This is a genomic window from Mycobacterium sp., assembly GCF_008709575.1.
In the GTDB taxonomy this organism is placed as follows: Bacteria; Actinomycetota; Actinomycetes; order Mycobacteriales; family Mycobacteriaceae; genus Mycobacterium.
Window position 1 is genome coordinate 1 of record NZ_VYIK01000059.1, and the last position, 23799, is coordinate 23799.

At 66.7% G+C, this 23799-nt stretch carries 26 protein-coding genes; 13 read left to right on the forward strand and 13 right to left on the reverse strand.

All coding sequences use genetic code 11. From position 1 onward, the window contains the following. Positions 1 to 179, forward strand: a 179-nt coding sequence (locus F6Q13_RS13495) for a hypothetical protein (RefSeq protein WP_293057313.1), incomplete at its 5' end; no start/stop codon positions are given. 2 nt (positions 180 to 181) lie between these two features. Here F6Q13_RS13495 and F6Q13_RS13500 read toward each other — a convergent pair. From F6Q13_RS13500 to F6Q13_RS13520, 5 genes are all read right to left on the reverse strand, one after another. Further along, the gene (locus F6Q13_RS13500) at positions 182 to 1426 is read right to left on the reverse strand and encodes an alpha-hydroxy acid oxidase (protein WP_293057252.1); all 1245 of its coding nucleotides are present in this window, start codon (positions 1424 to 1426) and stop codon (positions 182 to 184) included. 112 nt (positions 1427 to 1538) lie between these two features. After that, positions 1539 to 2936 carry a hypothetical protein gene (locus F6Q13_RS13505; protein ID WP_293057255.1) on the reverse strand — a complete coding sequence of 466 codons (1398 nt, stop codon included), beginning with the start codon at positions 2934 to 2936 and terminating at the stop codon, positions 1539 to 1541. 130 nt (positions 2937 to 3066) lie between these two features. Beyond that, positions 3067 to 4077, reverse strand: a complete 1011-nt coding sequence (locus tag F6Q13_RS13510; protein WP_293057258.1) for a 3-oxoacyl-[acyl-carrier-protein] synthase III C-terminal domain-containing protein — start codon at positions 4075 to 4077, stop codon at positions 3067 to 3069. A 264-nt stretch (positions 4078 to 4341) separates the two neighbouring features. Further along, complete coding sequence (locus F6Q13_RS13515) at positions 4342 to 4893, reverse strand: carboxymuconolactone decarboxylase family protein (RefSeq protein WP_293057261.1); 552 nt, start codon at positions 4891 to 4893, stop codon at positions 4342 to 4344. Between the two features lie 11 nt (positions 4894 to 4904). Beyond that, complete coding sequence (locus tag F6Q13_RS13520) at positions 4905 to 5492, reverse strand: peroxiredoxin (RefSeq protein WP_293057264.1); 588 nt, start codon at positions 5490 to 5492, stop codon at positions 4905 to 4907. Between the two features lie 126 nt (positions 5493 to 5618). Between F6Q13_RS13520 and F6Q13_RS13525 the strand changes: the two genes are divergently transcribed. Together F6Q13_RS13525 and F6Q13_RS13530 are read left to right on the forward strand one after the other, a co-directional pair. Further along, positions 5619 to 6560, forward strand: a complete 942-nt coding sequence (locus tag F6Q13_RS13525; RefSeq protein ID WP_293057267.1) for a hydrogen peroxide-inducible genes activator — start codon at positions 5619 to 5621, stop codon at positions 6558 to 6560. A gap of 139 nt (positions 6561 to 6699) precedes the next feature. Then, a complete protein-coding gene (locus F6Q13_RS13530; protein ID WP_293057270.1) occupies positions 6700 to 7398 on the forward strand; it encodes an EthD domain-containing protein in 699 nt (232 codons plus the stop codon). Between the two features lie 183 nt (positions 7399 to 7581). Here F6Q13_RS13530 and F6Q13_RS13535 read toward each other — a convergent pair whose 3' ends face one another. After that, positions 7582 to 7767, reverse strand: coding sequence for a (2Fe-2S)-binding protein (locus tag F6Q13_RS13535; RefSeq protein ID WP_293057273.1), 186 nt, complete (start codon positions 7765 to 7767; stop codon positions 7582 to 7584). Between the two features lie 220 nt (positions 7768 to 7987). Here F6Q13_RS13535 and bfr point away from each other — a divergent pair, with 220 nt between their 5' ends. The 4 genes from bfr (at position 7988) to F6Q13_RS13555 (ending at position 11525) form a co-directional block, all read left to right on the forward strand. Continuing rightward, positions 7988 to 8470: a bacterioferritin gene (gene bfr / locus F6Q13_RS13540; protein ID WP_293057276.1), complete on the forward strand. Its 483-nt coding sequence runs from the start codon at positions 7988 to 7990 to the stop codon at positions 8468 to 8470. A 79-nt stretch (positions 8471 to 8549) separates the two neighbouring features. Beyond that, complete coding sequence (locus F6Q13_RS13545) at positions 8550 to 9044, forward strand: carboxymuconolactone decarboxylase family protein (protein WP_293057279.1); 495 nt, start codon at positions 8550 to 8552, stop codon at positions 9042 to 9044. A 10-nt stretch (positions 9045 to 9054) separates the two neighbouring features. Continuing rightward, positions 9055 to 10401, forward strand: a complete 1347-nt coding sequence (locus F6Q13_RS13550; RefSeq protein WP_293057282.1) for a glutamine synthetase family protein — start codon at positions 9055 to 9057, stop codon at positions 10399 to 10401. Positions 10402 to 10403: 2 nt separating this feature from the next. Beyond that, positions 10404 to 11525, forward strand: a complete 1122-nt coding sequence (locus F6Q13_RS13555; protein ID WP_293057316.1) for an amidohydrolase family protein — start codon at positions 10404 to 10406, stop codon at positions 11523 to 11525. Here F6Q13_RS13555 and F6Q13_RS13560 read toward each other — a convergent pair. After that, positions 11522 to 12835: a cytochrome P450 gene (locus tag F6Q13_RS13560; protein WP_293057285.1), complete on the reverse strand. Its 1314-nt coding sequence runs from the start codon at positions 12833 to 12835 to the stop codon at positions 11522 to 11524. The two genes, F6Q13_RS13555 and F6Q13_RS13560, sit on opposite strands and share 4 nt — an antisense overlap. A 76-nt stretch (positions 12836 to 12911) precedes the next feature. Beyond that, entirely contained in the window at positions 12912 to 13370 is a 459-nt protein-coding gene (locus tag F6Q13_RS13565; RefSeq protein WP_293057287.1) for an SRPBCC family protein, read from the reverse strand. 95 nt (positions 13371 to 13465) lie between these two features. Here F6Q13_RS13565 and F6Q13_RS13570 point away from each other — a divergent pair, with 95 nt between their 5' ends. Further along, positions 13466 to 14065, forward strand: a complete 600-nt coding sequence (locus F6Q13_RS13570; protein ID WP_293057289.1) for a hypothetical protein — start codon at positions 13466 to 13468, stop codon at positions 14063 to 14065. 26 nt (positions 14066 to 14091) lie between these two features. Here F6Q13_RS13570 and ag85B read toward each other — a convergent pair whose 3' ends face one another. After that, entirely contained in the window at positions 14092 to 15069 is a 978-nt protein-coding gene (gene ag85B, locus F6Q13_RS13575) for a diacylglycerol acyltransferase/mycolyltransferase Ag85B (RefSeq protein WP_293057292.1), read from the reverse strand. 284 nt (positions 15070 to 15353) lie between these two features. On the opposite strand from ag85B, the gene F6Q13_RS13580 reads away from it, so the two are divergent. Both F6Q13_RS13580 and F6Q13_RS13585 read left to right on the forward strand, forming a co-directional pair. Next, the gene (locus tag F6Q13_RS13580; RefSeq protein ID WP_293057295.1) at positions 15354 to 16280 is read left to right on the forward strand and encodes a hypothetical protein; all 927 of its coding nucleotides are present in this window, start codon (positions 15354 to 15356) and stop codon (positions 16278 to 16280) included. Between the two features lie 60 nt (positions 16281 to 16340). Beyond that, positions 16341 to 17114, forward strand: coding sequence for a hypothetical protein (locus F6Q13_RS13585; RefSeq protein WP_293057298.1), 774 nt, complete (start codon positions 16341 to 16343; stop codon positions 17112 to 17114). Between the two features lie 27 nt (positions 17115 to 17141). Here the strand turns inward: F6Q13_RS13585 and F6Q13_RS13590 are convergent, their stop codons facing one another. From F6Q13_RS13590 to F6Q13_RS13600, 3 genes are read right to left on the reverse strand one after another with little or no spacing between them, the layout of a single operon-like run. After that, on the reverse strand, positions 17142 to 18014 hold the full coding sequence (locus tag F6Q13_RS13590) for an LLM class F420-dependent oxidoreductase (RefSeq protein ID WP_293057301.1): 873 nt from the start codon (positions 18012 to 18014) through the stop codon (positions 17142 to 17144). Positions 18015 to 18029: 15 nt separating this feature from the next. Beyond that, the gene (locus tag F6Q13_RS13595; protein ID WP_293057303.1) at positions 18030 to 18581 is read right to left on the reverse strand and encodes a YceI family protein; all 552 of its coding nucleotides are present in this window, start codon (positions 18579 to 18581) and stop codon (positions 18030 to 18032) included. 16 nt (positions 18582 to 18597) lie between these two features. Next, positions 18598 to 19875: a cytochrome P450 gene (locus F6Q13_RS13600; RefSeq protein ID WP_293057305.1), complete on the reverse strand. Its 1278-nt coding sequence runs from the start codon at positions 19873 to 19875 to the stop codon at positions 18598 to 18600. Between the two features lie 223 nt (positions 19876 to 20098). Between F6Q13_RS13600 and F6Q13_RS13605 the strand changes: the two genes are divergently transcribed. Next, positions 20099 to 20533, forward strand: coding sequence for a hypothetical protein (locus F6Q13_RS13605; RefSeq protein WP_293057318.1), 435 nt, complete (start codon positions 20099 to 20101; stop codon positions 20531 to 20533). Positions 20534 to 20595: 62 nt separating this feature from the next. On the opposite strand, the gene F6Q13_RS13610 is transcribed toward F6Q13_RS13605, so the two are convergent. Then, entirely contained in the window at positions 20596 to 21726 is a 1131-nt protein-coding gene (locus tag F6Q13_RS13610; protein ID WP_293057306.1) for a nitronate monooxygenase, read from the reverse strand. 114 nt (positions 21727 to 21840) lie between these two features. Here F6Q13_RS13610 and F6Q13_RS13615 point away from each other — a divergent pair, with 114 nt between their 5' ends. Then, positions 21841 to 22917, forward strand: a complete 1077-nt coding sequence (locus F6Q13_RS13615; RefSeq protein ID WP_293057308.1) for a diacylglycerol kinase — start codon at positions 21841 to 21843, stop codon at positions 22915 to 22917. A gap of 46 nt (positions 22918 to 22963) precedes the next feature. Further along, a complete protein-coding gene (locus F6Q13_RS13620; protein ID WP_293057311.1) occupies positions 22964 to 23701 on the forward strand; it encodes a glucose 1-dehydrogenase in 738 nt (245 codons plus the stop codon). Positions 23702 to 23799: the final 98 nt, after the last annotated feature.

A 23799-nucleotide genomic window follows, 5' to 3' on the forward strand; every position in this document is an offset into this window, starting at 1 on the left:
TCTACGAGCTGCCCCGCATCCGCTCCGAGCGCCCGGCCTTCGAGCTGCACTACCCGCACATGGTCCCCCGGTTGCGCGCCGAAGCGTATGTGGGTGCTCGTCGCGCGCGTAGTGACGGCGAATCTGCACCGGCATCGTCGTCGGTGCGGGTCGGCTCCGAGACACCGGCTGACAAGTGATCTCACACCGGTGGTTCGAGCGGCACCAGGCGGCGCAGCTGGGTTACGTGCGCGGGCGAAAGCTCCTCCAGGCAGGTGACACCGAGCAGTCGCATGGTGCGGGTCAGTTGTCCTGAGAGAATCTCCAGCGCGCGGCGGACACCCGCCTCTCCGCCGGCCATCAGTCCGTACAGATAGGCCCGTCCGACCAGGGTGCAGCGCGCCCCCAACGCGACGGCCGCCACGATGTCGGCGCCGGACATGATGCCGGTGTCCAGCAGGATCTCGGTGTCGCCGCCGAGTTCTCGCGCCACCGAAGGCAATAAATGAAACGGCACCGGGGCCCGATCTAGTTGGCGGCCGCCGTGATTGGATAACACGATGCCGTCGGCGCCGAGGTCGACGACACTGCGGGCGTCGTGGAGGGTTTGAATCCCCTTGACTACCAGCTTGCCCGGCCACTGGGTCTTGATCCAGGCCAGATCCGCGAAGGTGACACTAGGGTCGAACATCATGTCGAGGTATTCGCCGACGGTGCCCGGCCAACGGTCCAGCGAGGCGAACGCCAGTGGCTCGGTGGTCAACAGATCGAACCACCATCGGGGGCGACGCGCGGCGTCCACCACGGTTCGCAGTGTCAGTGCCGGCGGGATCGACATCCCGTTGCGGATGTCGCGTAGCCGTGCACCGGCCACGGGAACGTCGACGGTCACCAGCAGCGTGTCGAACCCGGCGTCGGCGGCGCGTCGCACCAGCGCCATCGACCGGTCTCGGTCACGCCACATGTACAGCTGAAACCATTTGCGGCCGTGTGGAACAGCTGCCGCGACATCTTCGATTGACGTGGTGCCCAGAGTCGAGAGCGAAAACGGGATCCCGGCCGCCGTTGCCGCGTGGGCGCCGGCGATCTCGCCCTCGGTGTGCATCAACCGGGTAAATCCCGTCGGTGCGATCGCCACCGGAAGCGCCACCGGCTGGCCCAGCACGTCCCAGCCGGTACGTACGCTGGTGACGTCACGCAGAACCGAAGGGTGGAATTCGATATCGCGAAAGGCCCGGCGGGCTCGGGCGAGGGAGATCTCTCCCTCGGCGGCCCCGTCGGTGTAGTCGAATGCGGCTTTGGGGGTGCGGCGCCGGGCGATGCGCCGCAGGTCGTTGATCGTCAGGGCGGCGTCGAGCCGGCGTTGGGTGCGGTCGAACCGTGGTTTGGACAGCCGCAGCAGCGGTGTGAGGTCGCGGACTTTCGGCAGCCGACGGGTGACAGACACCGTCGATAGCTTACCGTGAACCAGGCGACGCCTGCACTCGGGAAATAATTCGCCAGCTGCACTTTCGCGGCGTGTCGCGGACGTCTGGCCGGCTCGGCTCGGCAGGTTGACCTCAGGGTAAGACGTTGAGGAATAAATCGGTGGCGAGGCTCGCGGGCAGGTCGAAGGTGATGGGAATGGCGAAGTCTCCCAACGGCGTCACCAGGGTGTCCGAGACCACCTCGCCTCCGGGTGTCGTGGAGGCGAGGTCGGTGTAGATGTCCTCGATGCCCGCGACGCTGAATGTTTCGATCACCGAGCCCACCGGTGGCAGGTCGCCGGCGGCGGTGCCTACCGTGCCGATGCTGCCGTCGGCGGTGACGAGCAGCGTTTGGGTGGTGTCGCCGAACAGATCCAGAGTCGTGGTTTGGTCGGCGTCGAAGATCCCGACTACGGCACCACCCGATTCGAGGTCGAATTCGCCTTGCCCCTGGATGGCGACGTTCAACGGCGGAAGCCCGTTGATTCCGGTGAAGGTTTCGGTGGAACCGGGAACGGCCGCGATGTCGTAACCGTCGGGCAGGTCGACGGATGCCGGGGCCTCTGCTGCGGTTGCATCCATGACCGGAATGCTGAAGTTCCCCAGCGGGGTCATCAGGGTGTCCGAGACGTCACCGCCGGATGTCGTGGGTATCGCGGAGTAGAAGTTCTCCAGGCCGCCGATCTCGATGGTGTTGAACACCGAGCCGGCCGGCGGAACGTCGCCCGCGCCGGTGCCGGCGCTGCCCGATACGTCGGAGGTGACGAGGGCCGCCTCGGTATGGGTGCCCACGTCGTCGGTGGTGGGTGTCACGTCGGCGGTGAAACTCCCCACGCTCGCACCAGCGTCGTCGACGTCGAACAGCTGATCTCCCTGAAGAGCCATGAACAGAGGCGGGATCCCGGTGATCGCGGTCAGGGTCAACGCGGAGCCGGGAACGAAGTCGACACCGTTTCCCAGCGGGACGCCCGATGCGTCGACGGCCGGAACATCGGCTGCGTCCAAGCTGACGGAAATGGGGTAATTCCCCAGCGGAGTCGTCAAGGTATCCGAGACGATATCCCCGCCGGACGCCGAAGGGATGGCCGAGTAGACGTTCTCCAAGTCGCTGTCGGCGCCGATGATGTAGGTGTCGAACACCGAGCCGACCGGCGGAGCGTCGGTGCCCGACACATCGGAGGTGACGAGGACTTCCTGGTTGTTGCCCACCAGAGTGCTTTCGTAGCCCTCGAAGGTGCCGGTAGCACCGGTCGTGGTGTCGACGAAGCTGAACAGTTGATCGCCCTCGACGCCGCCGGGCGCAGCCGGCGGAGTCGTGAAAGCCCCCAGGATTCCGGTTCCGTAGATCCCGGTGACCTCTTCGATGGAACCGGGATCAGTGAAGATCTCGTAGTCGTCGGCGAAGGCCGCGGCTATCGACAGGAACGCGGCGCCCGGCAGTAGGCCGGTTGCCGCTCCCAGGGTCATGCCCCAAGACACGCCCAAGGCCATCCGACGTCGCGTAATTGGGACGCCTCCATGTCAGCGGGGCCCGTGCATCACCCGAACCCGTCCACACACCTGCCCCAAGATACAACGTCGACGGGCTGCGGGCACCGCAGCGGCGCGTCGCCCGCTGCGCTCAGTTGTCCCACACCGCGGCCGCGCACGCGATCGTGAAACCGGCGGCCGCACTCGCAAAGACAATTTTGTCGTCGGCCTCGATGGTCCCGTGCTTGAGCCGGTGATCGAGCGCAACGGCCCACGACGTGCTCGCCGTGTTCCCGAACAACGAGTGAGTGTGTACGCATGCCCCGGGCCGGGCGCCCAGCTCGGCGACCACTCGCTGCAGAATCGCCTCGCTGGGCTGATGGAAGACGTAGTGGTCGACGTCGGCCGGTGACCACCCGACGTCCCCGACAAGGCGCCGAATCTCCGGCGGCACGTGCACGGCCAGCGCGAACAGCTCTTTCGAATGCGAGGTGAAGTATCCGTCGACGGGCGCCCTGCAGAGCCCATGGTGCTCGGCCAGTGTCGTGTGCCGAAACCCCACCAGCCGCGCACTGCCCGCCGGCAGCCGTTCCCGCGACATGACGAACGCCGCAGCGGCGTTGCCCAGCGTCAGGCCGGCTGCGCGGACTGCCACATCCTCGCGAGACCGAATGTCATAGCTCAGTCGGTCCCGGGTCAGCTCACCGGCGCAGACCAGCGCGGTCCGCAGCTCGTCGTGCAGGGCGAAGTAGCCGGCGACCACGTGCAGCGCCTCGAGGAGCCCGGCGCAGGCACAGGTGACGTCCATCGCGTGCAGTGGCTTGGCGCCCAGGCGTCCGGCAACCTCGGCCGCGGTCGCCGGCTCGAAGGCATCACGGGCAATCCCGCCGTAGACGAGCAGGTCGATCGCGGAGGCCTCGATGCCGTTGGCAAACAGGCAGGCGCTCGCCGCGCGGGCGGCGAACTCGGCGGGTGACAGCTCGGGGTCCGGCTCGAAGTAGCGCACCTGCGTATTGCACCGATCGAACACATACCGGATGTCCTGCTCGATGGGATCCCATTCAGAGATCGGGCCACGAAACGATGCGCGCACCCGCGCGAGCACCGCGTCGTTGTCGATCGCGGCGTCCGGGATCACGACGGCGGGCCGTGAGAGGTGCAATCGGGGCAGTCTCACTGTGGCGCGCCCGTCGGCAGGGTGCGGTGCTTAGATCGGTCGACTTCGCTCCGCCAAGACACCACGCTCAAAAAGTTGGAAATCGGAATGCTGGACATGGTAAACACTTGGCTCTCTTGGGCTCTTCGGGCCATTCGTGCCCGCGCACGACTGTAGTTCTTTCGGAGCTCTCTCGAAACTCTCCCGGCACCTGACCGGTCATTCCGCGAAACTACACCGCCGCGTGCGCCGCGATCCGAAATGTCCCGGTTAGGGCGTGTCGGTGGGGCCGGTCACGGCCAGCGTTTGCACCGTGGCGATCGCCTGTGCCACGCCGGCAACGACAGCGGCAGCCTTGAGCGCTTCCAAGATCGCCTCCCGGTCGATGCCGGCCTCGCGCAGGGTGTGCTCGTGGGCGGTCAGGCAGTCCGGGCACCCATTGATCGACGACACCGCAAAGCACCACAGTTCGAACGTTGCCTTCTCCACTCCGGGGCTACCGATGATGTTCATCCGCAACCCGGCGCGCAGGTCGTCGTAGGCGCCGTCGAGGAAGCCACGGGCGCGATAAAACACGTTGTTCATGGCCATGATCGCCGCGGCACCCAGCGCAGCCCGATACGCTTCCGCCGAGAGGTACTCGGCCGCCTCGCCCCCGATCTCGGTGAGCACCCGGTCATTGCGGGTCGCGGCGGCACTGGCCAAGAGCGTGCCCCACAACCGCTCCTCGCCGAGCACGGTGCTACGGGTGATCGAGCCCAGGTTGAGCTTGAGGTCCTTGGCGTATTCAGGCAGCGCCGCCCTGAGGTTTTCGACACCCATCGGCCGGCCTGCTACGCAGACTTCTTGAGCAGTTCTCCGGCGTCGATGGTGGGGTCGCCTTTGCGCCAGTTGCAGGCACAGAGCTCGTCGGTTTGCAAGGCGTCGAGGACCCGCAGCACTTCGTCGACGTTGCGGCCCACCGAACCGGCGGTCACCGAGACGAACTGAATCTCGTTGTTGGGGTCGACGATGAACGTCGCCCGGTCGGCCACGCCTTCGGCGTTGAGCACTCCGGTGGCCGCAACGAGTTCCCGCTTGAGGTCTGAGAGCAGCGGGAATGGAATGGTCTTGAGGTCCTCGTGCCGGGCCCGCCACTGGAAGTGCACAAATTCGTTGTCCACCGAGACACCCAGAACCTTGGCGTCGCGGTCCTCGAACTCGTCGTTGAGTTTGCCGAAGGCAGCGATCTCGGTGGGGCACACGAAAGTGAAATCCTTCGGCCAGAAGAACACCACGCGCCACTTGCCCGGATAGTCATCGCTGCTGACAGTGGTGAAGTAGTCGCCGGCCTCGTTGGCGTCAACCTTCGACAGGTCGCCGCCGATCAGCGCGGTCAGCTTGTAGGCGGGGAACTGGTCACCAATCGTCAGCACAGCCATGTCACTCCTTGATGGTGGCGGGGTTGCGGTCAGGGGTTCGCGTCAGGGCGGAAATCCATCGTCAAGATCATTCTGCCGTAACAACACTTTGAGGTAAAGGTGATATTTCCCACTAGACTGATAGGTATGACCGATAAGATTTATCAGCCGACCATCGCCGGTCTGCGGGCTTTTGTCGCGGTCGCCGAGCGGCAACACTTCGGCAGCGCCGCAGCCGCTCTGGGCATCAGCCAGTCGACGTTGTCGCAGGCGCTGTCGGCATTGGAAGCCGGTCTGGGCGTCCAGCTGGTCGAACGGTCCACCCGACGGGTCTTCGTGACAACCGAGGGCAGGCACCTGTTGCCGCGCGCGCAGGCCGTGATCGAGGCGGTCGCCGAGTTCACCGCGGCCGCAGCCGGCACCGCCGATCCGTTACAGGGCACCATGCGCCTGGGCCTGATCCCGACGGTGGCGCCCTACGTGCTGCCGACAGTGCTGGCCGGACTGGCCGGGCGACTGCCGGCACTGACCCTGCGGGTCGTTGAGGATCAGACCGAACGGCTACTGACCGCACTGCGCGAAGGCGCACTGGACGCCGCGCTCATCGCCCTGCCCGCAGGCACCGGCGGGATTATCGAGATTCCGATTTACGACGAGGACTTCGTGCTGGCGCTGCCGCCGGGGCATCCGTTATCGGGTAAGCGACGGGTGCCGGTGGCCGTGCTGGCGAAGCTGCCGTTGCTGTTGCTCGACGAGGGTCACTGCCTGCGTGACCAGGCGCTGGAGGTCTGTCACACCGCCGGGGTGCGCGCCGAGTTGGCCGATACCCGAGCCGCGTCGCTGGCCACAGCCGTGCAGTGCGTGGCCGGCGGGTTGGGCGTGACGCTGATCCCGCACAGCGCGGTGCCGGTCGAGGCGGCACGCAGCCGGCTGGGGTTGGCCCAGTTCGACCTACCTCGCCCGGGACGACGGATCGGGCTGGTGTTTCGCTCCTCGAGCAGCCGTGACGAATCCTACCGAAAGCTGGCCGCGATCGTCGGTGACGTGGTCAGCGCCGAACAGCCCGTACGCCTGATCCACTCGGGCTGACCGGCCGGTTTCGGGCGCCTCGCGCCGGTGTCCGGTCCCAGGCATGCTGGACTATCGACGCGGGGTCCGGATCCGGCTGGCCCTAAGCGAGGTCTTGCCCCACGGAAAAGATCACAGAAAAAAGTCATAGAAAAAAGTCATGGAAAAGGTCATGGCGGTTCTGCGGGCCGCCGATCCCGACGACGACTGGTGCGCCCGCCAGCGCGGACCGGTCGCCGACGCCGTTCTGCGCCTGGGTGTTCCCGGTCTGGTGGTCAACGTCCGCGACGCCGCGGTACGGGATTCGCTGATGACGCTCACCACCCTGGACCCGCCGGTGGCGGCCGTAGTGAGCCTGTGGACCCAGCAATGCTACGGCGACCAGATCGCTGTGGCGCTGCGCCTGTTGGGTGCGGAGTGCGAGCTGATGTCGGCGTACCTGGTCACCGAATCGGTCCCGCTGCCGGCACCGCTCGAAATCGGTCAGCGCACACCAGGGTTGGCCAATATCGCGCTGTTGCGCCGACCCGCAGTCCTGGACCCCGTCAGCTGGTTGCGTCGCTGGCAGAACGACCACACGCCGGTGGCCATCGAGACCCAGTCGATCTTCGGCTATACCCAGAATGCGGTGGTACGCGCTTTGACCCCGGGTGCGCCGGAGATCGCCGGCATTGTCGAGGAGTTGTTCCCGATCGAGGCGATCAGCGACGTGAAGGCCTTCTTCGGCGCCGTCGACGACGCCGATCTGCACGAGCGGCTGAGCCGGATGATCGCCAGCACGTCGGCCTTCGGCGCCAACGACAACATCGACACGGTTCCGACCAGTCGCTACGTCCGCGCGTCACCGTTTAGCGCTTAGCCGATTGGGGTGCGGTTGTGTCGGCGGATGTTTGCGACGAGATTGAGGCATGAGTCTGCACCCGGGGCTCCCAGACTGCGCTCACGGTGCTGCGGACGGCGGTTTCGTTGCCCTCTCCGCAGCATGAAACCCGAACTGGTTCCGGGCGGCCGGGCGGTTCGACGTGCGGCGGCGCTGACAGCGCTACCGGGCCATGGTGGCTTCCAGCGGGGCGCTGTCGGCGATGAGCGCCCGCAGGGTGCGCCGGCAGCGGCCGCAGTCGGCACCGGCCCCGCATGCGGCGGCGATTTCTTTCGACGTCGACGCCCCGCGGGCAACGCAGTCCGTGACCGTCTGGCTGGTCGCACCGACACACAGACACACGTACATCAGCACACTCCCGCAGTCCGAACCGCCCGCATATTAGCCCAGTCTAACCTAATCGGATTAGCGGAGTCTAACCTAACTCACTGCGACCTAAGCCCGCCGCCGCGCCGCCACGCCGACGCGGCACCACCCCGCAGGTCGGTTTCCTGCATTAGATTGGCATCGAAGATTGGCATCGAAGATTGGCATCGTCTGTCCCATGCTGGTGTTGTGAGGAGCGATCTTGCAAGGTGATCCCGATGTTCTGCGCATGCTCAACGAGCAGTTGACCAGCGAGCTGACCGCGATCAATCAGTACTTCCTGCACGCCAAGATGCAGCAGAACTGGGGTTTCACCGAGCTTGCCGCCCGTACGCGTGCGGAGTCCTTCGACGAGATGCGCCATGCCGAGGCGGTCACCGACCGCATTCTGCTGCTCGACGGTCTACCGAACTATCAGCGGATCGGCTCGTTGCGAGTCGGCCAGACGCTGCGCGAGCAGTTCGAGAGCGATCTGGCGTTGGAGATCGAAGTGCTCAACCGGCTCAAGCCCGCAATCATCGCGTGCCGGGAGCGACAGGACAGCACCACGGCGAACCTGTTCGAGAAGATCGTCGCCGACGAAGAAGACCACGTCGACTATCTGCAGACGCAACTGGAGCTGATGGACAAACTGGGCGAGGCGCTGTACTCGGCCCAGTGTGTCGCCCGTCCGCCCACGGTGTAAGCCAGGCCGCCCGCGACCGAACTCATCGCGCCCGATTGTCGCGCAACGTGATTGGCGCACGATGGCGTAGCATCGCGGCATGAGCCGAATCGGAACCTACGCCGACGACGATCTGGTCGGCTGGTTTGGCAAATCTCCGGAACTCGGCAGCGCGATCGCCGGTTTCAGCGACGCCGTTTACCACCGCAATCGGTTACCGATGCGCACCCGTGAACTCGCCCGGATGGTCATCGCCCACGACAACCAATGCGCGGTCTGCGTCAACACTCGTGTCGGCGACGGACCGGCCGCGGGCGTGGACGAAGACTTCTACGAGCACGCGTCGCAGTGGCGCACCTGGCCGGGCTACAGCGAGCAGGAGCGACTGGCCGCCGAGTTCGCCTACCGGTTTGCTACCGAGCACACCGCACTGCGTGACGACGAAGACTTCTGGACCCGCTGCCGCGACCACTTCACCGAGGAGCTGCTCGCCGACCTGGCGTTGTCGTGTGCGCTGTGGATCGGTATGGGCCGGGTGCTGCGCACCCTGGATATCGGTCAGTCATGCCAGCTCACGTTGCCCGCTCGGGCTTGATCCGCAGCGCGTGACCACACTCCCCGCCGCAGCGATCGCCCAACTGGAGGCCGAAGGAGTGGGAGCGGTGATCGGCACCGTCGTCAATCCCGCCGGACTCACGCAGGCCAAGATGGTGCCTATCCATCGAATATCCGCGTTCGCCGATCCCGGGTTGGGCGCCAGCCCGGTGTGGCATGGTTTCGCCGCCGACCAGAGCGGAATCGCTCTTACCGATGACGTCAGCGTGGTCGGTGACCAGCGCATCCGCATCGACCTGTCCGCGTTGCGCAGCATCGGTGACGGGTTGGCCTGGGCGCCCGGCGGGTTCTTCGAGCAGGATGGTGCGCCGGCTGCGCTATGCAGCCGCGCGACGCTGGGTCGTCTCGAGGCCGCGCTGGCCGAGGTCGGCTTGGGCGCGATGATCGGTCACGAAATCGAGTTCGTACTGGTCAACCCGGACGGTAGCCGGCTGTCGTCGAGACTGTGGGCCCAGTACGGACTCGCCGGTGTACTCGAGCACGAGGCGTTCCTGCGCGATGTCGTCACCGCCGCCGCCGCGGCGGGTGTGGGCATCGAGCAATTCCACCCTGAGTACGGGGTCAACCAGTTTGAGATCTCGTTGGCGCCGCAGCCGCCGATTGCCGCCGCCGACCAGCTGGTGCTGACCCGAATCATCGTCGGCCGGGTGGCGCGCCGCTACGGCCTGCGAGTCAGCTTGTCCCCGGCGCCTTTCGTCGATAGCGTGGGTTGCGGTGCACATCAACATGTTTCGCTTACGGCGATGAATGGCCCGCTGTTTTCCGACGACAGCAGCCCGCGGGGCATGACCGCGGCGGGTGAAAAAGCGCTGGCGGGTCTGCTTCACGGGCTACCCGACGCACAAGGGGTGCTGTGCGGCTCGATCGTGTCCGGGCTGCGGCTCCGACCGGGCAACTGGGCCGGCGCGTACGCCTGCTGGGGCACCGAGAACCGGGCAGCGGCACTGCGATTCGTCCGGGGCGGCCTGTCGAACCCGCACGGCGGCAACGTCGAGGTGAAGGTGGTCGACCCGTCGGCCAACCCGTATTTCGCCTCGGCGGCAATCCTCGGCCTGGCGCTGGACGGCATCAATCGCAACGTTGTGCTGCCGCCGGAAACAACCGTCGATCCGGCCGCTCTCGGCGACGCCGATCGCGACCGCGCCGGGATCGTGCAACTGCCCGGAACGCAGTCGCACACCATTGCCGCGCTCGACGGGTCGGCCCGGATGCGCGCGATCCTCGGCAATGCTGTCGTTGACGTGCTGGTGGCGGTCCGCCGTCTCGAGCAGGAACGCTATGGCGATCTGACCGCCGAACAGCTGGCGGAGAAGTTCCGGATGGCCTGGAGTGTGTGACGGTGGCTAGCGGCGGTGAATCCGCTTTGCGGCGCCACATCGCCGATGTGGCGTTGGTCGATCAGCACACCCACGGCTGCTGGGTGACGGCGGGGGACCGGTCGCGGTTGGAGAACGCACTCAACGAGGCCAACACCGAACCGATCACCTACTCGGGCTTCGACTCGCAACTCGGCTTCGCCCTGCGAGCCTATTGCGCGCCGATTCTCGGCCTGCCCCATCATGCTGATCCGCACGATTATTGGCAGCGCCGCTGCCAATTGGGTGAGTCCGAGCTGGCACGGTTGTTTCTACGCGCCGCCGGGGTCACCGACTGGCTGGTCGATACCGGCTTCGCCGCGGGGGTGGCCAGCCCCGCAGAGCTGGCCGAGCTGTCCGGCGGACGTGTACACGAGGTTGTTCGGCTCGAACAGGTGGCCGAGCAAGCGGCAGCCGTCGACGGTGACTACGCGTCGGCGTTCGCCGAGATTTTGCACCGTCGCGCAGACACTGCGGTTGCCACCAAGTCGATTCTGGCCTACCGCGGCGGCTTCGACGGCGATCTATCCGAGCCGTCGGCGGTAGAGGTCGCCGAGGCTGCCGCGCGGTGGCGCGATGCCGGCGGTGTTGGGCTGCGCACCCGGGTCCTGCTGCGGTTCGGACTCCACCAGGCGTTGCGGCTGGGCAAGCCGCTGCAGTTCCACGTCGGCTTCGGCGACCGGGACTGCGATCTGCGCACAGCCAATCCGCTGTATCTGCTCGACTTCCTGCGCCAATCCGGCGACACGCCGATTGTGCTGCTGCACTGCTATCCCTACGAGCGCGAGTCTGGTTATCTGGCGCAGGCTTTCAACAACGTCTACCTCGACGGCGGGCTGAGCATCAACCATCTGGGTGCGCGCGCTCCCGCGTTCATCGCCCGCATGCTGGAGCTGGCGCCGTTCGGCAAAATCGTCTACTCGTCGGACGGTTTTGGTCCGGCAGAGTTGCACTTTCTTGGTGCGGCACTGTGGCGCAACGGTATTCATCGAGTGCTGAGCGGCTTTGTCACCAATGGCGATTGGAGCGAGGCCGATGCCATGCGGGTCGTCGACCTGATCGCGCACGACAACGCCGCACGGATTTACCGGCTGACTGCGGATTAAGTGGCCATCGACCATGCCGGGCCCAGCAGCACCGGCAACGTCGACCAGCCCCGCAGCACCCGGGTTTCCCGCCGACTGCCCGCGCCGGCCGGCCGCACGTCGGGGAACCGCTCGAAGAACGCCCGCAGGCCCACCTCGCCCTCGACGCGGGCCAGCGCCGCACCCAGGCAGAAGTGCCGTCCAGCGGAAAACGCGAGATGTCGGTTGGCGTTGACTCGTTCGACATCGAAGCGGTGCGGGTCGTCGAAGACGGCCGGGTCGCGGTTAGCCGCGGCCAGACACACCACCACCAGTTCACCGCGCCGGATCAACCTGCCCGCCAGCTCGACGTCGTTGAGCGCCACCCGGGCAGTGAGCTGCACCGGCGACTCCAGGCGCAGGATCTCCTCGACGGCGCCTGCCCACGACTGCGGACGACGCTGCAACACTTGTAGCTGTTCGGGGGCATCCAACAGTATCCGGATTCCGTTGCCCAACAGGTTCACCGTGGTCTCAAACCCTGCGGCGAGCACCAGCCCGGCGATCGCCTGAAGCTCAGTCTCGTCCAAATGCCTTTCAGCAGAGTCGGTTTCGGAAGCGACGATCAATTGACTCATCAAATCTTCGCCGGGTGTGCGACGCAACTGGCGCAGATGCCCGGCCAGCCACAGGTTGAAACCTGCCAGGCCGCGCTGCACGCGGCGAAATTGCCGCCACGACAAGCCGACGTCCAACGCGGGTGCGGCCAGCTCGCCGAACTGCAGGATTTCGCCGCGATCGTGGTCGGGCACCCCGAGGATGTCGCTGATGATCGCCACCGGGAGCTGGGAACAGTAGTGGTCGACGACGTCGACGACCCCCGACTGGCCGGCGAGCTGATCCAACAATCCCGTCGCGGTGTGCTCGACCCGCTCCCGCAACGCGGCGACCGCCCTGGGGGTGAACACCGCCGACACCGTCTTGCGGTAGCGGGTGTGATCCGGCGGTTCGACGGCCAGCAGCGACGGCGGGCGCAGCGGATGCAGCAGATTGCCGCGCGTGCGGCGTTCCAGCCACCGTAACGGTGCCGGCAGGTTTGCGCCGAGCATCAGCACCCGGAAGTCGTCCGACCGCAGCACCTCGGACGCGACCGCGTGATCCACCGTGACGTAACTCAGGCGGCCCCGCACCAGCGGTCCGCGCGAGCGTAGTTCCTCGTAGAAGGGTATCGGGTCGGCTTTGACCGCGGGATCGGCGACCAGCCGGGCCTGCGGGTCACCGCGACGAGCGCCGACCGCGGCGACCCCCCGGATAAAGCCGTGCATCGCCAACCAGTGCAAACGCTCTCTCACGACCAGGGCCTTCCTCGGTGGGGACGCGCCACCAGCGTAAAGCGCGTCGTCATCGGCGTCGACGGTGCGGGAAAGCTCAGGGCGCCTCGGCGACTTCCTTGACGCGCTGCAGGGTCTTGGTCATGTCGCGGATGTTGCGACGCTGGCGCAGAAATCCGCCGAATACCCAGTAGTAGAGGGTGGTCAGCGGTGACGAGGTGAGCCGGAACGACTCGGTCACCTCGGTGCCGCCTTCAGCGGGGGCCAGCCGATAGTGCCAGTGGTTCACCGCTCTGTCCCCCACGAGCACGTCGAAGCCGAACTCGCGTCCGGGTTCGCACGCGGTGACCCGGCACGTCGTCCAGTACACCGGGCCGATCTCGTTGCGTCTGACGTGGCCGCGGAAACGCGCCCCCAGCGCAGGCCCGGTAGCTCCGCCGAGCCATTCCGCCTCGAATGTCTCCGGCGAGAACCGCCCTGTGTTGCGAACATCGGCGATCAGGTTCCAGATCTTGTCCGCGGGTGCCGCGATATGCACCGTCGCTGAGCCTTGCATGAGCTGATCCAAGCATGCCCGGGTGGCACCCGAATACGGCGGATCCAGAAACCGACGCAGTCGGCGGCGCAGCTGCTCCGGAGTTAACCTGGTGCATGGCCGGTGAGCTGCGCGTATCGCTGCGCGACCCCAGCGCATGGCGTCGCGCGCCGGGGGTGCGTGCGGTGCTGGCCGGTGCGCTGGTGCTGTCGCTGACGCTGGCCGCGGCGTTTCTTGCCGTGGACCGTTTGCATGCCTCGCCCGCTGCCGCAGTGGAGCATCCCGCTCATCCGGTCTCCGACCAACAAACCGAAGCCGAGGTCGTCGAGCAGGCAAAACGCCTGGTTGCCGTCGCCGGGCTGCAGCAGGCGACGGCCGGCTATCTGCTGCTGTCGTGCAAAGACCGCGATAGTCCGCCCTACCAGGGCGTGGTTTATCTGAACTTCGCCCTGCCCGCCGCTCACCCCGACACCTCTTTTGCGGGCATCTTCGAGCACATCGCCGCGACACTGGCTGCCCATGGCTGGCAGCAGGGCAGACCACCCAACCATATGTTCGGCAAGACGTTATCCAAAGACGGTGTCACCGCGGTCATCTACCGCGACGACGACCAGCCCGGCGTGGGTGTCGTGCGGCTCTACGGTCAGTGCCGCGACACCACTGACCATCGCACCGACACCACGGGATGGGCCGATGTCACCGCCCAGATCCGCTGACAGCTGCTGGTGACGGTACCTTCACGTCAGGCGGCGCCCAGGTGGCTCTGCAGGTCAGGCTTCATCGCCTGCAGCTGCGCGCCCCAGTACTCCCAGCTGTGCGTGCCGTTGGGCGGGAAGTTGAAGACCGCGTTGTGCCCGCCGTCAGCGTTGTAGGCCTCTTCGAATTTGATGTTGCTGCTGCGCACGAAGTTCTCCAGGAACTCGGCCGGCACGTTGGCGCCACCCAACTCGTTAGGAGTGCCGTTACCGCAGTAAACCCACAGCCGAGTGTTGTTAGCGACCAGCTCGGGGATGTGCAGCGACGGGTCGTTACGTTGCCAGGCCGGGTCGTCGGGCGGGCCCCACATGTCGGCGGCCTTGTAGCCGCCCGCGTCGCCCATCGCCAGGTTGATCAGCGAAGGCCCCATCCCCTGGGAGGGGTCCAGCAACGCCGACAGCGAGCCCGCGTAGATGAACTGCTGCGGGTGGTAGACCGCCAAGATCAGCGACGACGCTCCAGCCATCGACAGCCCGACCGCGGCGCTGCCGGTCGGCTTGACGCTCTGGTGGGCCTGCAAGTACTGGGGCAGCTCGCTGGTCAGGAACGTCTCCCACTTGTAGGTCTGACACCCCGACTTACCGCAGGCCGGGGCATACCAGTCGCTGTAGAAGCTGGACTGCCCGCCCACCGGCATGACCACCGACAGTCCCGACTGGTAGTACCACTCGAACGCCGGAGTGTTGATGTCCCAGCCGTTGTAGTCGTCCTGGGCGCGCAAACCGTCGAGCAAATAGACCGCGGGCGAATTGGAGCCGCCGCTTTGGAACTGCACCTTGATGTCGCGGCCCATCGCCGCCGACGGCACCTGCAGGTAGACAACCGGCAAACCGGGTCGGGAAAATGCCCTGGCCGCCGGCGCACCACCGGCAAGCCCCACCAGGCCCGGCAGCGCAACCGCCGCAACAGCGGCGATGGTCAGCCGCCGAACCCAGCCGCACACCTTCTCGCTCACGTCCGTCATTCTTGATGCCCCTCATCCCGTGCTGTCGTGCGCCCTGCGCAGAATTTACCTTCTGGTCGGCCGGATGTCGATCAGGGCGCAAAGGCGTTTCAGTTGGGTATCGGACCCCGCGACCTGCTCGACTGCCGTGACAACGGACTGGCCGCGGCCCCTGTGGCTACCGCTGTCCGCCGGTGTCCGGCCAGGCTGCCGGAGCCCCCGTAACCGACGGAGCGCCGTCCGCGTAGGCTCACGCAGGTAATCCGACGACGAGCAAGCTGCCCGGACGAGGGCGTGATCGAGGTGTGTTTTTGGATACGGTGCTGGGGCTGGCGCTGACGTCGACCGCTGCGGGTTGGGTGCTCGTCGAGGGCCACGACGCCGAGGGCGCCATCGTGGATTGCGGGGACTTACCGCTGCGCACCGGCGGGGGAGCACGGGCGGTCAGAACCGCGGAGCGGGTGGTCGACGCGGTGCTGAGCCTACGAGCCGACGCGGCGCGGCTTGGTCAGCGTGTCCGTGCTATCGGCGTGATCTGGAGCGACGACGTGCCGGCGGAGGCGGCGCTGCTTCTGGAATGGCTGGCCGACGCCGAGGTCGATAACGTGGTGCCGGTTCATGCGGAGCGGGCCGCGGAGCTATCGGCGTCGGCGTCGACGCCAAGCAGGTCCCCGTTAGCGCTGGCCCGGGGAGCAGCTCGGGCGTCGGTTCGCCACCCTGGATTCACCGACCCCCAGTTCGCCGAAGCGATCGACAGCGTTGCCGGCGGGTCCGCGCCGGCGTGTGCGCGCCGGTACGCCGGGGCGATGACCATGCTCGCGGTCGGGGCGGTCGCTTTCGTGACATCGGTGTCGCTGATCGTGGGGTACCGGCTGCTTCCGGACCGTCCGCCGGCACCGGTGGAACAGGTGGGGCACCGGCGGGCGGCACCGCCGGGTGTCCCGCCCGTGGTGGCTCCTGCAACGCCGCCGCCCGCGGTAGCGGCGCCACCGCCACAGTCGGCGCCGGAACCGTCCCCGCCTGCAGAACCGGTGCCGGTCGAACAGTTGCGCAGCGCTGCGGACGAGCCACCGGTCGACCCTCCTGCCGTCGACCCGGAGTTACCGCCGCCGCCCGACGCCGCGGCGCCGGAAGCGAATCCGCATCCGCTGCTGACCCGGTTACTGGAACGCCTGCACGGCGAGCAGCCGGACCCTGAGGGACCGGTTCCCCCGGGCGCCTCGGCGCCGTAGGCCGGTCGCCGCGTCAGTCGAATCAGCAGCTCGGCACGCCCGGGCCGGTATGCTGTCGGAGTGCAACCGTCCGGACCGGGAGTCCCGCCGCACCCCGGCCAGCCACCCCACGATCCCTGGGCGCAGTCGGCGCCTGCCTATGGTTGGCAAGCACCCGCCGGATACTGGCCCCCAACGGGACCGGGCTACGGCCAGCAGCCCGGCTACGGGTCGTCCCCAGGCGGGCCCGCTGGTTATCCGCAACCCGCCGGCCCGAGCGGCCAGCACATCGCGCTGTGGATCACGCTGGGTGTGGTGATCTTGCTGGGGCTGATCGGGGCCATCCTCACGCTGACGCTGCTGATCGACATCAGCAGCGCCGTCACCCGCGTCTCGAGTCTCTGCGACCAGTACGGCGGCCAACTCGCCGCCCTGTGCAAACAGTCGCTGCGCAACCGCGGTGTCACAGTGCCTGCGATCGCGGTGGTCTATCTCCCTCTGATAATCCTTGGCCATCTTGCGGCGCTCGGCGGCGCGCTGCTGATGCTGGCCGGAAAGCTCTTCGGGCAGTTCCTGATCCTCGGCGGCGGGGTGATGATCCTGTTCTTCGCGACGATCTGCGCTGCTCAGTATGGCAGCACTGGGCGGATCGTCTACGACCTGACCGCCGGCCTTGTCATCGCTGTCGCCGGCGGCCTGCTGCTGCCACAGATCCGCCCGCTTGTGGGACGACCACCGCCGGGGAGCGGTGGACAGCTCCATCAGTTCGGCGGGGTACGGCACGCCTCGAGTGCGCCATACCCGGGTCCTTCCGGTCGGCGGGGACCCGGCGGCTCTCCGCCGCCGCAGTGGTGAGGCCTACACCGCCGCGACGGCGATGTGTCAATCGACGAATTCGCGCGCGGCGTCAGCGGCCCTGGTCAGGGCGGTGAGGTGATCGTCGGGCGAGGCCAAACCGGCGCCCATGGTGTTGATCGAGACATGCGAGGCTCCGGCATCGGCCCAGTCCCGCAGGTCCGCACGGAGCGCATCGGGGCTGTTACGCCAGGACACCCGGCCCTCCATGGCGATATCGGCCGGATCCCGGCCGGCCTCGACGGCGCCTTGTCGCACCCACTGCAGTGCCTGCTCGAGTTGCGGACCGGGCCCGGCCATCGGAAACCATCCATCCCCGAGGCGGCCGGCGCGCCGACAGGCCCGCGGCGAGGACGCCCCGAACCACACCGGAATCGGCCGCTGTACGGGCAGCGGGGCCAGCCCGGCGCCGGTCACCCGGTGAAAGCTGCCGCGGTAGGTGACGCTCTGCTCGGTCCACAGCGTGCGCATGAGCTCTACCTGCTCCTCGCAGCGACGCCCCCGAGTGGAGAAGTCTTCGCCGAGCGCCTCGAATTCCACGGCGTTCCAACCGAGGCCGACGCCCAGCCGTAGCCGGCCACCGCTGAGCAGGTCCACCTCGGCGGCCTGTTTGGCGACCAGCACCGCTTGCCGCTGCGGCAGAATCACGACGCCGGTCACCAACTCGAGCGAAGTGGTGACGGCGGCCAGGTAGCCGAACGTCACCAGCGGCTCGTGGAACGTGCTGTACAGGTCGTAAGGTCCGCTCCAGCCGGGATGGATTTCCGGGTCGGCGCCGACGACGTGGTCGTAGGCCAGCAGGTGGGTGAACCCCAGCCCTTCGACGTGCTCGGCGTAGGCCCGTACCGCACCGGGATCGGCGCCGATTTCGGTCTGCGGGAAGACCACACCGATGCGCATCTGAATAACCGTAGTTCACTCGTCCTTGGCGCGCTGCGCGGTGAACGAGACGGTCACTTCATCGGCCACCTTCAACGAGCCCATCAGCAGCGAATACGGTTTGACCCCGAAATCGGTTTGGCGAACCGCCGCTTCGGCGGACAACCGCCAGCTGTCGCCGAGATCCGTGGTGTGAAGGTCGATGACCTGATCGCGGGTCTGGCCGTGAATAGACAGTGTCCCGATGAGACGATACCCGCCGGGGCTCTGCACGATGGTGGCGGCGTCGAAGCCGATCTCGGGAAAACGGCCGGCATCCAACGCTTTCAACGCGTTCGACCGCACCAGCGCCTTCTCCGGTCCGGACAACGCCTTGACACCCCCTTCGCCGTGCAGCACCGCGAGCGAGTCTACTTGCACCCTCAGCGCGGCCCGGATCGGTGCCCCGCCGGCCCACTGCACCGTAGCGCGCCATCGGCTCATCGCGATCGTCAACCGGTGGCCCATGCCCGCAGCCCGACCGGTGACTCCGGTGTGAACACGCAGCTCGCCGTCGGGTGCCTGCAGAATCCACTCTGCACCGGCCACAGCCGTATACTGGTTTCTAATGCGCCACAGGGCATTTCGTTGAAGTATTGCTGTGATAGTCGACCTGCCAGTGCTTGATGCCATTGAGCCAGCCCGAGCGCAGCCGCTCGGGAGAACTGACCGGGGTGAGGTTGGGAATCTTGTCGGCGATCGCGTTGAAAATCAGGTCGATCGTCATGCGCGCGAGGTTGGCCCCCATGCAGTAGTGTGCTCCCGTGCCGCCAAAACCCACATGCGGGTTGGGATTGCGCAAAATGTTGAAGGTGAACGGGTCATCGAAAACGTCCTCGTCGAAGTTGGCCGAGCGGTAAAACATCACCACCCGCTGGCCCTTTTTGATCTGCACACCGGACAGCTCGTAGTCTTGCAGCGCAGTCCGCTGAAACGACGTGACCGGGGTCGCCCACCGCACGATCTCGTCCGCCGTCGTGACCGGGCGTTCTTTTTTGTATAGTTCCCACTGGTCGGGATACTCGGTGAAAGCCATCATCCCCTGGGTGATGGAATTGCGGGTGGTCTCGTTGCCGGCCACCGCCAGCAGGATGACGAAAAATCCGAACTCGTCCTCGGAGAGTTTTTGCCCGTCGACATCGGCCTGAACGAGTGTGGTGACCAAGTCCTGGCCCGGATTCTTCGCACGGTCGGCGGCCATCTGCATGCCGTAAGTGATCAGTTCCAGCGACGCGGTGATAGCGTCGTTGCTCGCGAACTCCGGATCCTGGTCACCGACCATCTGATTCGACCAGTGGAAGAGCTTCTTGCGGTCCTCCTGGGGAACACCCATCAGCTCGGCGATCGCCTGGAGCGGCAACTCGCAGGACACCTGCTCGACGAAATCGCCGGACCCCTCGGCCGCGGCCGCTTCGACGATGCGCTGCGCACGTTCGTTGAGGTCCTCGCGCAGTCGCTCGACCGCGCGCGGTGTGAAAGCCCGTGAGACGATCTTGCGTAACCGCGTGTGCTGCGGCGCATCCATGTTGAGCAGCACGAACTTGCCGCGCTCGATCTGTTCGCCGACGGTGCCTTCCTTGTAGCGGGGCAGAGCCGTCTTCTGCAGGCTGGAGAAGATATCGCTGCGCAGCGAGATTTCCTTGACATCCTTGTGTTTGGTGACCACCCAGAAGCCGCCATCGTCGAACCCTCCCGCACCGAGGGGTTGTTCGTTCCACCAGATCGGCGCGACGCGGCGCATCTCGGCGAGTTCGTCGACGGGCAACCGCTGGGCGTAGATGTCGGGGTCGGTGAAATCAAATCCGGGAGGCAGATTCGGAGCGGGCTTGTGAGGGGAAGACACAGTGCACTCCTCGCATACGACGTGATACGCGTTCTGGCCAAGTAAAGCACCGGGACCCCGCAGAAGGAACGGGTTTTCGCCGGATTGTCACCACTGAATTGAAACGTGTTCTCACCGGGCGGGCGGGTCGGCTCCCGAAAGGGTCTTGTGGCCGGGCCTGCACTGGTTATGCTGTGCGGCAGGCCGACCGGATCAGGCCCGGAGGTGGACTATGGCTCGTGAACTGACTCGTGAACTCGTCTTCGCCGCCGCGGTTGCGGGCGCTGCGCTCGGCATGGCACCGGCGGCTGTCGCCGACCCGCAGCACTACGACGGCGACGTGCCGGGGATGAGCTACGACGCTTCCCTGGGTGCACCGTGTGACAACTACGAGCGATTCATCTTCGGCCGGGGCCCCGGCGGTCAGCCCGAGGCCTGCCATTTCATCATCAACCAGTTCCCGGCCGCGCAGTCCGGTTTCTGGGTAATCTCCTATCCGCTGTACGGAGTCCAGCAAGTGGGCGCACCCTGCGAGAACACCCGCGGGTCGGCGGCGCAGACGCCCGACGGGCTGCCGATGATGTGCACGGAACACGGGTGGCAGGTCGGGCAACTGACCGGCGGCGGATTCCCCATCGTCGGCGGCGGGTTTCCGTCGGACACCGGGATCACCGACTAGGGGATCGCGGATCCGAGAAGAGCCTCACGGTCAGGGTGGCGGCGCCGGTCCCGTCTACCTGCTCAGACGCTGGCCGCGGCGTTGAGTTCGTTGAGCCGGTTGGTCGCCTCCAGGTACTCTTGCACCCACCGCGCGATGACCGTTGCCGTCTTCTCCACTTTGGTCAGCTGCCCGACCACCTGACCGACCGGATTGAATGCGACGTCGACGGTCTCGTTGGGATACTTCTGCGTCGCGGCAACCGCCATGCCGGAGACCATGTACTGCAACGGCATGCCGAGCGGCTTGGGGTTTCCGGGCTGCTCCCAGGCTTCGGTCCAGTCGTTGCGCAGCATCCGGGCGGGCTTGCCGGTGAACGAGCGACTGCGCACGGTGTCGCGACTGGTCGCCTTGGCGTACGCCGCCTGTTGGACGGGGGTGTTGGACGCTTCCTCGACCATCAGCCACTGTGAGCCGGTCCAGGCGCCCTGGGCACCCATCGCCAGCGCCGCGGCGATCTGCTGACCGCTGCCGATGCCCCCGGCGGCCAGCACCGGCAGCGGCGCAACTTCCTTGACGACCTGCGGCCACAACACGATCGAGCCGACCTCCCCGCAGTGGCCGCCGCCCTCGCCTCCCTGGGCGACGATGATGTCGACCCCGGCGTCGGCGTGCTTGCGGGCCTGTGACGGCGAACCGCACAAGGCGGCGACCCTGCGGCCGGAGTCGTGCACGTGCGTGATGATCCCGGCCGGCGGGGTGCCGAGTGCATTGGCGATCAGCGTCACCTTCGGGTGCTGCAGCGCCACCTCGACCTGTGGGATGGCCGTCGCCTCGGTCCAGCCGAGTAACCGCAGGGTGTCTTGGTTGCTGTCGTCGACCGGGACGCCGTGGTCGGCCAGAATCTTGCGAGCGAAGTCCAGGTGCTCCTGCGGCACCATCGCCTGCAGCGTCTTTGTGAGCTCCTCGGCGGACAGCTGCGAATGCATGCCTTCGTACTTGTTGGGGATGACGATGTCGACGCCGTAGTGGTGGTCGCCGATGTTCTCGTCGATCCACGTGAGCTCGATCTCCAGCTGCTCCGGCGTGAAACCGACGGCGCCGAGCACCCCGAAGCCGCCGGCTTTGCCCACCGCGACGACGACATCGCGGCAGTGGGTGAAGGCAAAGATCGGGAACTCGATGCCGAGCTCGTCGCAGAGGGGAGTGCGCATGCCTGACTCCTTACCGGGGCCTACCGGACACGAGGCGAAATGAAACGTGTTCTAGTTTAGTACGGATCCACATCGCCTGGGCCACCCCTCTCGAGGAGTTTCAAGGAGGCAGCCATGCCTGTCCGCGTCGCTCACCTCGGCACCGGCAATGTCGGCCGGCTGGCGCTGAGCCAGCTCATCACCGATCCACGCTTCGAACTGACCGCCGTGTGGGTGTCGTCTCAGGCCAAGCGCGGCAAGGACGCGGGGGAGCTGGCCGGGCTTGACGTCGCGACCGGAGTCACCGCCACCGACGACCTGGACGCGCTGCTGGCCACCCGGCCCGAATGCGCGGTCTACTGCGCGATGGGCGACAACCGCACCGTCGAGGCGATCGGCGACTGCCGGCGCCTGCTGGCCGCCGGCGTCAACGTCGTCGGCTCGGCGCCCGGAGTGCTGCAGTTCCCGTGGCAGCTGATGCCCGACAAGCATATCGACCGGATCGAAGATGCTGCGCGACAGGGCAATTCGAGTTTATTCATCACCGGGGTAGATCCCGGGTTTGCCAACGACCTGATCCCGCTGACGCTCGCCGGCACGTGTCAGCGTGTCGAGCAGGTGCGCTGCATGGAAATCGCCGACTACGCCACCTATGACGGCGCGACCGTCATGTTCGACGTGATGGGTTTCGGCAAGCCGCTCGACGAGCTGCCGATCCTGCTGCAGCCCGGCGTGCCGGGCATCGCGTGGGGCACGGCGATCCGGCAACTCGGCGCCGGGCTGGGCGTCGAGGTTGACGAGATCACCGAAAGCCACGATCGCGAACCGGCGCCGGACGCCTTCGACATCTCAGCCGGTCACGTGCCGAAGGGCAGCGTGGCCGCGATGCGGTTCGAGATCTGCGGCATGGTCAAGGGCCGGCCCGCCATAGTCATCGAACACGTCACCCGGTTGCGCGACGACCTGCGTCCCGACTGGCCGAGGCCCGCGCAGCCCGGCGGCTCCTATCGCGTCGAAATCACCGGTGAGCCCTGCTATACCGTCGACATCTGCCCAACCAGCCGCAAGGGCGACCACAACCACGCCGCGATCGTGGCGGCGGCCGGGCGGATCGTGAACGCCATTCCCGCGGTGCTGGCGGCCGAGCCCGGAATCAGGACGACGCTGGACCTGCCGCTGATCGTCGGGTCCTACGCCACCGACCGCGGCTGACCCGGTTGAAACACGTTCTAGTCCGGCTCAGGTAGCCTGACCCGTCATGGGACGCGTGGACGGAAAAGTTGCACTGATCAGCGGCGGCGCCCGGGGCATGGGGGCTTCCCACGCCCGGGTGCTCGTCGAGGAGGGCGCCAGTGTGGTGATCGGCGACATCCTCGACGACGAGGGCAAAGCACTCGCCGACGAACTCGGGAACCGTGCACGCTACGTGCACCTCGACGTCACCGAACCCGGACAGTGGGAAGCCGCGACGGCCGCCGCAGTGCAGGATTTCGGGAAGCTCAACGTCTTGGTCAACAATGCCGGCATTGTGGCGCTGGGCCAACTGCGAAACTTCGACGTGGCCAAGTGGCAGCAGGTCATCGACGTCAATCTGACCGGTACCTTCCTGGGCATGCGGGCCGCGGTCGAGCCGATGATCGCCGCGGGCGGCGGTTCGATCATCAACATCTCGTCGATCGAGGGACTGCGCGGCGCTCCGCTGGTGCACCCGTACGTCGCGTCCAAGTGGGCGGTGCGCGGTTTGTCGAAGTCGGCCGCGTTGGAGTTGGCGCCGCACAACATCCGGGTCAACTCCGTTCACCCGGGCTTCATCCGCACCCCGATGACCAGGCATCTGCCTGACGACATGGTGACCGTTCCGCTCGGCCGCCCGGGTAATTCGCGCGAAGTGTCGACGTTCGTGCTGTTTCTGGCCAGCGACGAGTCGTCGTATGCGACCGGTGCGGAGTTCGTGATGGACGGCGGGCTGGTCACCGACGTCCCGCACAAGTTCTGACACCGCGAAAGTGCAACTAGCGACATCCGTTCTCAGGGCAGGCCGTCGCTGATAGCTCTACCCTCCTTCATGGCCGGACCTTCGGGGAACGCTTTCGT

Bases quoted from the DNA above. Each gene is read 5' to 3' on its own strand.
- F6Q13_RS13505 (WP_293057255.1), bottom strand. From the start codon at position 2,936: ATGGCCTTGGGCGTGTCTTGGGGCATGACCCTGGGAGCGGCAACCGGC.
- F6Q13_RS13515 (WP_293057261.1), bottom strand. From the start codon at position 4,893: ATGGGTGTCGAAAACCTCAGGGCGGCGCTGCCTGAATACGCCAAGGAC.
- F6Q13_RS13520 (WP_293057264.1), bottom strand. From the start codon at position 5,492: ATGGCTGTGCTGACGATTGGTGACCAGTTCCCCGCCTACAAGCTGACC.
- F6Q13_RS13525 (WP_293057267.1), top strand. From the start codon at position 5,619: ATGACCGATAAGATTTATCAGCCGACCATCGCCGGTCTGCGGGCTTTT.
- F6Q13_RS13530 (WP_293057270.1), top strand. From the start codon at position 6,700: ATGGAAAAGGTCATGGCGGTTCTGCGGGCCGCCGATCCCGACGACGAC.
- F6Q13_RS13535 (WP_293057273.1), bottom strand. From the start codon at position 7,767: ATGTACGTGTGTCTGTGTGTCGGTGCGACCAGCCAGACGGTCACGGAC.
- F6Q13_RS13545 (WP_293057279.1), top strand. From the start codon at position 8,550: ATGAGCCGAATCGGAACCTACGCCGACGACGATCTGGTCGGCTGGTTT.
- F6Q13_RS13565 (WP_293057287.1), bottom strand. From the start codon at position 13,370: ATGCAAGGCTCAGCGACGGTGCATATCGCGGCACCCGCGGACAAGATC.
- F6Q13_RS13570 (WP_293057289.1), top strand. From the start codon at position 13,466: ATGGCCGGTGAGCTGCGCGTATCGCTGCGCGACCCCAGCGCATGGCGT.
- ag85B (WP_293057292.1), bottom strand. From the start codon at position 15,069: ATGACGGACGTGAGCGAGAAGGTGTGCGGCTGGGTTCGGCGGCTGACC.
- F6Q13_RS13590 (WP_293057301.1), bottom strand. From the start codon at position 18,014: ATGCGCATCGGTGTGGTCTTCCCGCAGACCGAAATCGGCGCCGATCCC.
- F6Q13_RS13610 (WP_293057306.1), bottom strand. From the start codon at position 21,726: ATGCGCACTCCCCTCTGCGACGAGCTCGGCATCGAGTTCCCGATCTTT.
- F6Q13_RS13615 (WP_293057308.1), top strand. From the start codon at position 21,841: ATGCCTGTCCGCGTCGCTCACCTCGGCACCGGCAATGTCGGCCGGCTG.
- F6Q13_RS13620 (WP_293057311.1), top strand. From the start codon at position 22,964: ATGGGACGCGTGGACGGAAAAGTTGCACTGATCAGCGGCGGCGCCCGG.